The 10,027-nt window shown below is 37.4% G+C and carries 9 protein-coding genes and 1 pseudogene; 5 read left to right on the forward strand and 5 right to left on the reverse strand.

Going from position 1 to position 10,027, the window contains the following annotated elements; translation table 11 throughout:
• The 3 genes from ARSQ2_RS06920 to ARSQ2_RS06930 all read left to right on the forward strand — a co-directional run.
• Positions 1 to 404, forward strand: a 404-nt coding sequence (locus ARSQ2_RS06920) for an IS630 transposase-related protein (protein WP_238334287.1), incomplete at its 5' end; no start/stop codon positions are given.
• Entirely contained in the window at positions 331 to 861 is a 531-nt protein-coding gene (locus tag ARSQ2_RS06925) for an IS630 family transposase (protein WP_338078264.1), read from the forward strand. The genes ARSQ2_RS06920 and ARSQ2_RS06925, both read left to right, overlap by 74 nt.
• On the forward strand, positions 801 to 992 hold the full coding sequence (locus ARSQ2_RS06930; RefSeq protein ID WP_181994833.1) for a hypothetical protein: 192 nt from the start codon (positions 801 to 803) through the stop codon (positions 990 to 992). Before ARSQ2_RS06925 ends, ARSQ2_RS06930 begins: the two co-directional genes overlap by 61 nt.
• 38 nt (positions 993 to 1,030) lie before the next feature.
• Here ARSQ2_RS06930 and punC read toward each other — a convergent pair.
• Positions 1,031 to 2,238: pseudogene (punC, locus tag ARSQ2_RS06935) on the reverse strand (purine nucleoside transporter PunC).
• Between the two features lie 119 nt (positions 2,239 to 2,357).
• Between punC and punR the strand changes: the two are divergent.
• The gene (punR, locus tag ARSQ2_RS06940; protein ID WP_181994834.1) at positions 2,358 to 3,263 is read left to right on the forward strand and encodes a DNA-binding transcriptional activator PunR; all 906 of its coding nucleotides are present in this window, start codon (positions 2,358 to 2,360) and stop codon (positions 3,261 to 3,263) included.
• Between the two features lie 19 nt (positions 3,264 to 3,282).
• Here punR and purR read toward each other — a convergent pair whose 3' ends face one another.
• Both purR and argS read right to left on the reverse strand, forming a co-directional pair.
• Positions 3,283 to 4,311 (reverse strand): HTH-type transcriptional repressor PurR, encoded by a 1,029-nt coding sequence (purR, locus tag ARSQ2_RS06945; RefSeq protein ID WP_181994835.1) that lies wholly within the window; start codon positions 4,309 to 4,311, stop codon positions 3,283 to 3,285.
• 563 nt (positions 4,312 to 4,874) lie between these two features.
• Positions 4,875 to 6,605 carry an arginine--tRNA ligase gene (gene argS / locus ARSQ2_RS06950; protein WP_181994836.1) on the reverse strand — a complete coding sequence of 577 codons (1,731 nt, stop codon included), beginning with the start codon at positions 6,603 to 6,605 and terminating at the stop codon, positions 4,875 to 4,877.
• Positions 6,606 to 7,126: 521 nt separating this feature from the next.
• Between argS and cutC the strand changes: the two genes are divergently transcribed.
• Positions 7,127 to 7,900, forward strand: a complete 774-nt coding sequence (cutC, locus tag ARSQ2_RS06955; protein ID WP_181994837.1) for a copper homeostasis protein CutC — start codon at positions 7,127 to 7,129, stop codon at positions 7,898 to 7,900.
• A gap of 51 nt (positions 7,901 to 7,951) precedes the next feature.
• Here the strand turns inward: cutC and cmoB are convergent, their stop codons facing one another.
• Positions 7,952 to 8,923 (reverse strand): tRNA 5-methoxyuridine(34)/uridine 5-oxyacetic acid(34) synthase CmoB, encoded by a 972-nt coding sequence (gene cmoB, locus ARSQ2_RS06960; RefSeq protein WP_181994840.1) that lies wholly within the window; start codon positions 8,921 to 8,923, stop codon positions 7,952 to 7,954.
• Entirely contained in the window at positions 8,923 to 9,678 is a 756-nt protein-coding gene (cmoA, locus tag ARSQ2_RS06965; protein WP_181994838.1) for a carboxy-S-adenosyl-L-methionine synthase CmoA, read from the reverse strand. The genes cmoB and cmoA overlap by 1 nt, the downstream gene beginning before the upstream one ends.
• Positions 9,679 to 10,027 lie beyond the last annotated feature (349 nt).

Genomic DNA, 10,027 nt, shown 5'->3' on the forward strand with positions numbered 1-10,027 from the left:
ATAATATAGCTAAGCGACTTAATTTTGATGACATTATTTATATGAGCTATTCAATTGATTTTAGACGTAAAGTGATATTTACGATGGAAGAAGAAGGGTTGAGTATCCGAGAAACAGCGAAGCAATTTCGGATTGGCTCTGCATCTGTATCGCGTTGGATTAATCAAATAGAGCCAAAAGCATCGACTACGCGTCAGCGAAAAATCGATAAATCCGAGTTGATAAAAGATGTTGAACAATATCCAGATGCTTACCAAAAAGAGCGTGCAGAGCGTTTTGGCGTTTGTCAGAAGGCCATTTGGCAAGCTCTTAAAAAAATGGGATTGACCTATAAAAAACTCTACGTCATCCGAAAGCCGACGAAAACACTCGACAAACGTTTCAACAAAAAAACAACAGTATGAAAAAGAAGGCAAGCATATTGTTTTTATTGATGAAAGTGGTTTTTCACACGATACCCCGCGGACTCACGGCTATTCCCCGAAAGGTCAACGGTGTGTTGGTCTCAAGAACTGGGGAGCTAAAGGAAGAACAAATGTTATCGGCGCTTTATTGGGCACAACGCTGTTTGCTATCGGATTATTTGATATCAATATTAACAGCGATGTTTTCTATGCATGGGTCACCCAAGTCCTTATCCCAGTACTTCCTAAAAACAGTGTAATCATGATGGATAATGCAACTTTTCAAAAGAAACAGAGTATTCAACAAGTCATCATCGATGCGGGGCATATGGTGGAATATTTGCCTACCTATTCGCCAGATCTTAATCCAATTGAACATAAATGGGCACAAGCTAAATGCAAAAAAAGAGCGCTCGGATGCGACACAGATATTTTGTTCGCACTCAATATGGTGTAATCAAAATTAAGTCGCTTAGCTATATTGTAATTTTAAGCCGCCCAATCTTTGTTGAAATGGGAAAGTTGGACTTTCCCATTTTATCAATGAATAAAATTTTACCCATGACTAGAATAGTCCTTGGCAGTTGACGTCAGAGATTCTCACATGGGTTTGTTAAAAAATTTTTCTACTGTTCGAAGGCTCCCGACTTGGTATTAATTGAAGCTTTTCTATTTTGCAGCCAGTAACCAATTAACAGAGGAATAATAGTGGCAAGCATAACACCGCTTGTTGCTAATAAAGGATTGGCAATGAGGCTAGATACTGCCAGACTTGCGGCAAAACATAAACCAAGCTGGATAGTATTTTGTAAAGCGGCGGCTTTACCACTGTCTTGAGGAAAGACACTTAATGCATTTGATGCCACAATAGGATAGCAAGCTCCGTTCATCACCGCCATACAACAGAAAGGCAGTAATAGAGCAAATAAATTAGGTTGTGAATAGATAGCAAGGATAAAAATGACAAATACACTTATTCCATAACCGATCAGAATAATTGGTAGCAAGATTTGGTTTTTGATTTTGGCTATTAAATAACGCCCACCATAGCCACCGAACATAAAAGCTATAGTTTGTGGTATATAACTGATGCCTATATCCTGCTGATCATATCCCATTTGAGTTAAAATAAAGGGAGATCCCGTTAGCCAGGCAAAAAACCGGCGCTACAGGCGGCATAAATTAATACATTACCGCTAAAAATAGCAGAATGTAGAAAGGTGATAAATGTGGTGGTGGATTTTATTTTGTCAGTTTTTTCAGAATATTTTTTCTGTAACAAAATTGTGGCCAGAAAAAGCAATATCCCAATGATAGCTAAGGCAAAAAATATCATTTTCCAGTTGTTACCAGTTAGAAGCCAGGCACCTAACAGGGGAGCTAATGCCGGCGACAGTGCAACTAAAGGCATGATGGTAGCAAAGACCCGTTTAGCATATTGACCGCTAAAACGATCGATGACCAAAGCTTGCCAAATTACTGTGGTTGAGCAAACACCAACACCTTGAATAAATCGCACAATAAGTAATTGTGTGCCGTTAGTGATCCACAGTGTTGCCAGAAAACTAATAATAAATAGAGACAAGCCAATTAATAAAACTGGTTTTCTACCAATACGGTCGGAAAGCGGCCCCCAACTAAGTTGCGCAAAGGCAAAGCCACATAAAAATAGGCTAAGACTTGCACTAATGGTATTTGCTGAGGTGTTAAGTTGCTGTTGCATTATACTAAAAGCCGGTAAGTACATATCAATGGCCAAAAAGCCGAGCATACTTAAACTAGCAAGATAAAGCATAAAGCCAAAATTGGCTTGATTGGGGTTATTTTTATTCATATGGTATCAATAAATTAAATAATATCTAACATCCCTATTTATTGTATAAGAGATGAATTTTTGTTGTGAAGCGTTATTATTTGCATATTGTTATCAAATATTTTGATAGGTGAAGGGCTATGTGGTCAGAGTATTCCCTGGAAGTGATTGATGCCGTTGAGAGAACGGGTAGTTTTAGTGCAGCTGCCACCGAGTTACATAGAGTTCCCTCTGCGGTCAGTTATACTGTAAAGCAACTGGAGGAGTGGTTGGCGGTTCCTTTATTTGAACGGAGTTATCGTGATGTTGTACTTACTGATGCTGGTAAATTCTTCGTTAAAAATGCGCGTAATATTATTAAAACAATGCGTGAAACTCGTCATCAGTGTCAACAAATTGCAAATGGCTGGCATGGACAATTTAGTATTGCCATTGATCGGGTAGTTAAACCAGATAGGATATTGCAATTAATATTAGATTTTTATCGCCATTTTTCTGATATCGAACTTTTTATTCAGCAGGAAGTTTATAATGGTGTATGGGAGGCGTTAGTCGATGGCCGAGTGGATATAGCAATTGGTGCAACCCGTGCGTCACCGATTCGTGATAGATATAGTTTCCGCGATATGGGATTTATGCCCTGGTCATGTGTTGTCAGTATCAATCATCCTTTAGCGCACATAAGCGGGCTAATTAGCGATCAACAATTACGTCTCTATCCCAGTTTATGTTTAGAAGATACTTCTCGCTACTTACCAAAACGAGATACTTGGGCATTAGATAACCAAAAAAGGCTTATTGTGCCAAGATTGGGAAAGTGGTTTAGCATGCTTAAAAATGGATTATCTTTAGGATTTGCGCCTAAACATGGGGTAGAGCAACTTTATCTCAAAAATGAATTAAAGAAATTTCAGATTAAGCAACCCTTACCTGATAGTCCGTGCTGTATCATATGGAATCAAGAAAAACGTTCCACGACATTGAGTTGGCTACTGGATTATTTAGGTAATAGCGAAACACTCAATGCCGAATGGTTAACTGATTGATAGCGTTTAAATCCGGCGATCATCTTCGGTAGTCAATAAATGGACCATCGACAACTGAACGACGTTCAATAAGCTCTGGGTGTATTTCAATCGTTTGCGCATCCTGGCGTTTATTAATAATGCGATCAAGCAGCATGGTAAAGGCCATTTCGCCTAGGCGTTCTTTCGGCTGATGAATGGTAGTTAATGCTGGGGTAAAAAAACACGCATTACGCACATTGTCGTAGCCAATAATAGATATATCTTGTGGCACTCGAATTCCTAATTCATTCGCAGCGCTGATAGCCCCCATCGCCATAATATCAGCGCCACAGCAGAAAATGGCAGTCGGTTTTTGTTGGTGACTTAATATTTGTTTCATCGCCTCGTAACCGGAAGCTAGTTCGAAATCACCCTCGACAATCCATTCGTTATGTGGTTGGATGTTAGCTTCCTTCATGGCATTGAGAAAACCTTGCCGCCGGCCATTGCCGGTATTGCGTTTTAATGGTCCAGAGATAATACCTAAATCACGATGACCTCGTTCGATAAGATAACGCCCGGCAAGATAGCCACCATAAACTGCATTATCAATGATCACATCGGTAAAACCACCATGGGCTAGCCCCCAATCCATCACCACCATTGGAATATTGCGGTATCCCTCTAACATCTGCAGTAGCTGGTTGGGGTATTCTGAGCACATGACAAGTAAACCATCAACCCGTTTTTGCGCTAACATTTGTAAATAGACTTGTTGCTTATTTAGGTTGTTATGCGAATTGCACAGGATCAATGTATATCCTTGGCTAAAACAGTTTTTTTCGACTGATCCAATGACTTCTGCAAAGTAAGGGGCTTCATTAGATGTGCCTAATAAGCCAATGGATTTAGTATGATTAACTTTCAAACTACGAGCAACGGCACTGGGAGAGTAATTAAGTGTTTTAATGGCTGCCCTGACGATCGTTTTTGTCTCTTCGGCGACAAAACGGGTATTGTTAATTACATGTGATACGGTGGTAGTTGAAACACCCGCAAGCTTTGCCACATCCTTAATTGTTGCCATGATTATAAAGACTCCTGAGCAATTCCCAATTGCTTTACTATTGTTTAAAAATTACTGTTGTTATTGATCTATAAAAATAGATAATTAAGTTATCAGTAAACTGATCATTTTGTCTGATTTTCAGTAAAAAAAGTATTAATCAATCTTTACTAGATGATATAGCTAAGCGTCTTAATTTTGATTACAAAATATATGTTTTTCTCCAATATAAATTTACTGATATAGAGTAATTACTTGTAATCATTTTAAAGTCGGCCAGCTATATAATAGAAAATAGCTTTTATTGTTGTATGATATTATGACATTTAATGATTTTTCATTAATTAATTTATGACTAAGACAGTGAGAATAGTGAGGTGAGGTTATGGATAGCGATTTTAAATATGGTTTATGTACTGCGATAGTTGCATTATTAATGATCGTATCGTTTGTTTCTTTTATTTTATTATTTTATGAGCATCATATTGGCTTAACTGTCTGCATTTTATCGCTACAATATTTTCTCTTAAGCAGCATCACGGACAGCAGGCTGCACTACTGGCAGCCTATAGTCTAATAAGGGATTACATTTTTTCTACCGTTTCAATCCCTAATGTATCTAAACCAATTTTTAAGGTTTTTTGCGTCAGTAATGCCAGTTTTAATCGACTTTCTTTTGATGCGTTATTTTCTGCACCTAAAATTGGGCAATGTTCATAAAAACTAGAAAATAAACCTGCCAGATCATATAAGTAAGCACACATAATATGGGGTAAACCGTCGCGAGCAACGGTTAGTATTGTTTCTTCAAATTGTAATAAACGAGTCGCTAAGGCTTGTTCATACTGATTTGCTAAAATCACCGGCTCAATTAGTGCTGTTGGATTAATATTAGCCCGTTTAAAAATGGAGGCCACACGGGTATAAGCATATTGCATATAAGGCGCGGTATTACCTTCAAACGCTAACATATTGTCCCAGTCAAAAATATAATCAGTGGTACGATTTTTCGATAGATCGGCATATTTTACTGCACCAATACCCACCGCTTGACTAATCGATTGTAACTCGTTTTCTGGCATTGCTGGATTTTTTTGCCGGATAAGATCACTGGCACGCTCAATTGCCTCATCAAGTAAATCGGCGAGCCGGATCGTTCCGCCGGCTCGAGTTTTAAACGGTTTGCCATCTTTACCTAGCATCATACCGAACATATGATGCTCTAATGACATTGTATCGGGAATATAACCGGCTTTACGCACAATAGCCCAAGCTTGCATCAGATGTTGATGTTGTCGTGAATCTATATAATATAACACCCGATCAGCGTGTAACATTTCATGACGATATTTAGCGCAGGCAATATCTGTTGTCGTATAAAGATAACCACCATCTTTTTTCTGGATGATAACCCCCATGGCATCACCGTCTTTATTTTTAAATTCATCCAGATAGACAACCATAGCGCCATCACTTTTAACGGCTAACTTTTTAGCTGTTAAATCAGCGACAATATCAGGCAGCATATTATTATATAAGCTTTCACCCATCACATCGTCTTCCGTCAGTGTGACATTTAAACGATGATAGGTGTGTTGATTTTGCGCCATGGTAATATCGACCAATTTGCGCGACATTTTCCGACAATATTCATCACCAGATTGTAGTTTAACCACATAATTACGTCCAAGTTCAGCAAAATTTTTATCTTCATCATAATGTTTTTTAGCTTCACGATAGAAAGTCTCGAGATCAGTTAAAGCCATATCGGTAGCATTTTCTTGTTGAACTTTTTCCAAGTACGCAATTAGCATACCGAACTGGGTACCCCAATCGCCGATATGGTTAGCACGTATTACTTTATGACCTAAAAACTCTAATGTACGAGCAACAGCATCGCCAATGATAGTAGAACGTAAATGACCAACATGCATCTGCTTTGCTACATTGGGAGCGGAATAGTCAATAATAACGGTTTGTGGCGTAACGGTGCTAATTGCCAATTTTTCATGTTGCAAGGTAAGTTCAATTTGTTCAGCTATCCATTGCTTATCAAGAAAAATATTAATAAAACCGGGTCCTGCTATTTCAACTTTACTGGCAATATTTTCCAGATTTAGTAGCGGCAGCATTTTTTCAGCTAATTGACGTGGAGGAATGCCGATTTTTTTAGCTGCAGGCATGACACCATTAGCTTGGTAATCACCGAATTGGGCTTTTGTTGAAGGGCGGATATGAGCCTCACTACCTTTAGGAGCCCCTGCGGCAATTAATGCATTATTAATTTTTTCTGAAAGGAAAGCCTGAATATTCACCTGATTACCTTAATGATGAAGATAGCTGTCGTATTCAACTTAGTCAGATACAGCTATGAGGATCGTGATAAAAATAGCTGGCTTTATAGCATAAAAAGCTATTCAGATGCTACTATCAACTATTTGATCGATAACTCTATTGTAAAAATAATATCAGATAAGATCGCTTTTTATCATCTTGCTAAATGACAATAGAGGATTTTTGATTTATCTAACTTTAAAAAATTACACGGCTGCTAAAATTGCAATTTTGCTTAGAAATATTAATTTAAAAAAAGGGCTATGTTAAGTCTCTTTATTTTCCAGATTAAAATTTATCTTCATGAAAAGTTAAAAATATATTGAAAATTTGTTATAAAAAGTTAATGTTCTTTTATAAAAAATATTATCCTTTTCCATTAAAATTAATTACTTATTTCGATTACTGTTTGAAAAACGAGTATTTTATTTGCAGAATAGTATGCTTATTAATTGATAATTAAAAATAGAAATAACAATAATTAATCAGAGGTGGCAGTATTATGATAACCTTGGAAATCTGCTGCTATGGAGCTGAATGTGCGCTAATTTCGGAAAAATGTGGCGCAGATCGTATTGAACTTTTTTCCAGCGCAGCTGAAGGTGGATTAACGCCTAGTTATGGTTGTTTAAAACAGACTAAAGATACGATAAAGATCCCCGTTCATCCAATTGTACGTCCTAGAGGAGGGGATTTTTGTTACAGCGATAGTGAGTTTGAAACTATTAAAGATGATGTTATATTTATCAAGCAGTTAGGTTTTCCTGGTGTGGTATATGGCATATTGAATCGAGAAGAGCATGGGCATATTGATATACGGCGTATGCGTATTTTAAAAGCATTATCTGGCGATATGGCGATTACTTTTCATCGTGCGTTTGATGTGTGCATTAGCCCAAAACAGGCCTATGTACAGCTGACAGAACTTAGTGTTGCCCGTATATTAACCTCAGGCCAGCAGCACAATGCGGAATGTGTTTTACCATTATTGAAAGAATTAAATGCATTATCTAGTAAAACTCCAAATGGGCCAATAATAATGGCCGGTGCTGGGGTGAAATTGGCAAATTTTCAGAAATTTATTGATGCAGGTTTACCGGAAGTACATACATCTGCTGGGAGAGTAATGAAATCGACTATGAACTACCGCAAAGCAGGGGTAACGATGAGTTCCAATATGGAGATAGATGAATTTACTCATTATTGTGCAGATAGTGATGTGGTGGAAGCAATGAAAAATTTATTAGCGATTGCTAATTTTATTAGCGATTGCTAATAATGACTGATTATAACTTTAGTGCAATGACGGTATTCAATACCGTCAAGTTTACTTTTTTTTGGCAACTAAAGTTGCGCGTATAGGAGCCGGATAACCTTCAACTGTCAAATGCATGTTATTTGGGTCAAGAAAATTTGCTAATGATTCGGTTTCCATCCAGGCTGTTTTTCGCTGTTCTTGTATGGTTGTTACTGTTTGATCAACAATATGCACATCGCAAAAGCCACACTTTTCTAGCCAGATTTTAAGCATTTTGGCTGAGGGAATAAAATAAACATTAGGCATTTGAGCATAACGTTCTTCAGGTATTAAGCATTGGTTTTCATCACCTTCAATAACTAAACTTTCCAGTACTAGCTCACCACCAGAAACTAATTGATTTTTTAGCTGATAGAGATGATCTAACGGTGAACACCGATGATAAAGTACACCCATTGAAAATACAGTATCAAAGGCAGCTAGGGTCGGTAGTTGTTCGATACCTAGAGGCAATAGATGTGCTTGTTGATTATTGCCAATTAATTTACGTATCGCTTCAAACTGACATAAAAATAGTTGGGTAGGATCAATACCGATGACAGTTTTTGCGCCTTCACCAACCATTCTCCGCATGTGATAGCCATTACCGCAGCCGACATCAAGTACCTGTTTATCTGTTAATGATGACAGATGAGGCAGTATACGTTGCCATTTCCAGTCCGAACGCCATTCGCAATCAATATTAATATCGTAAAGGGAAAATGGGCCTTTACGCCAGGGCATTAGGCTTTTTAGCAGTAAAGTGATCCGTTGCTTATCTTTTAAACAAAGTGGTAACTCATTTTTGGCTATTACTGCGGTTTTTAGATCTAAGTGAGCGGGTGTCATAGCGGGCAGATTTTGCACTATTTTTTGCCAACAATTAAATTGCCCATGTTGAGTAGTTTTTTTCCATTGTTCAATTTGGCATGGCAGTGTTTCTAACCAATGGCTAAGTGATCCTACGGCGATTTGTTGATAAAAATGGCCAAAATCTATCATCAAACTTGTTCCTTGATAGCGAGTAGTGAACCGAAATTGAAACATTGAAACCATAAGTCACAATGATTAAACCCAGCTGCGAGCAAACGTGATTTATGTTTGCTAATCGAGTCCGTTAACATGCTATTTTCTAGCATATTGCGTTTTTGACTTATCTCTAATTTACTATAGCCATTGGCACGCTTGAAATCATAATGCATATTAAACAGTAAATTGCCAATTTTCTCGTCGCTAAAATTAAATTTTTCTGATATCACTAAGACACCACCAGGATTTAGTCCTTGGTAGATCCGGTTAATTAATTGTTGTCGAACGTTTGGCGCAATAAATTGTAAGGTAAAATTTAATACCACCATTGAGGCATTTTGTATGTTGATATCAAGAATATCGCCTGTAATGATTTCAACCGGCGTATTCGCTTTGTAAGCATCAATATTTCGTTGGCAACGCTCAATCATGGCCGCTGAATTATCAATAGCAATTATTTTACAATTTTTAGCCTCAATATTACGACGAATTGATAATGTCGCTTGGCCTAAAGAACAGCCCAGATCATAAATAGTGCTATTGGGTGTGACGAAACGTGTCGCGAGCATACCAATCATAGTAATAATATTTGAATAGCCAGGAACAGAACGTTTGATCATATCAGGAAAGACTTCGGCAACTTTTTCATCAAATTGCCAATCACCTAAATTGGCAATAGGAGTGGCAAATAAGGTATCTTTCTGTTTATCTAAAATTTGGCTGGACATAACCTGTGAATTAATTAAATAGAAAACGGTGATTAATTCTAACAGATTTTATGTGAGGACATAAATTAAAACTCATTAACATGGCAAAGCGTATAATGATGACCATGTTAATGAAATAAATCTTGTATTAAAGATCAAACGAAAAAATTTGTATCCAAGGCAAATAATAAATGTTAACCAGGATCATCAAAATCATAGAACTATAAGCCGTTATTTGGCCAAAATGGCGCCAAGTTCGTTCTCTATGTTTTAGGCCAAAGTAATGAAAAATTCTGGCGATGATAAAAATTAACCCACAAAGATGAATAGCCTAAATGGGTGCACCATTCATCGTCATCATCAATATAGC

The organism is Arsenophonus endosymbiont of Bemisia tabaci Q2 (assembly GCF_902713415.1).
Lineage (GTDB): Bacteria > Pseudomonadota > Gammaproteobacteria > Enterobacterales > Enterobacteriaceae > Arsenophonus.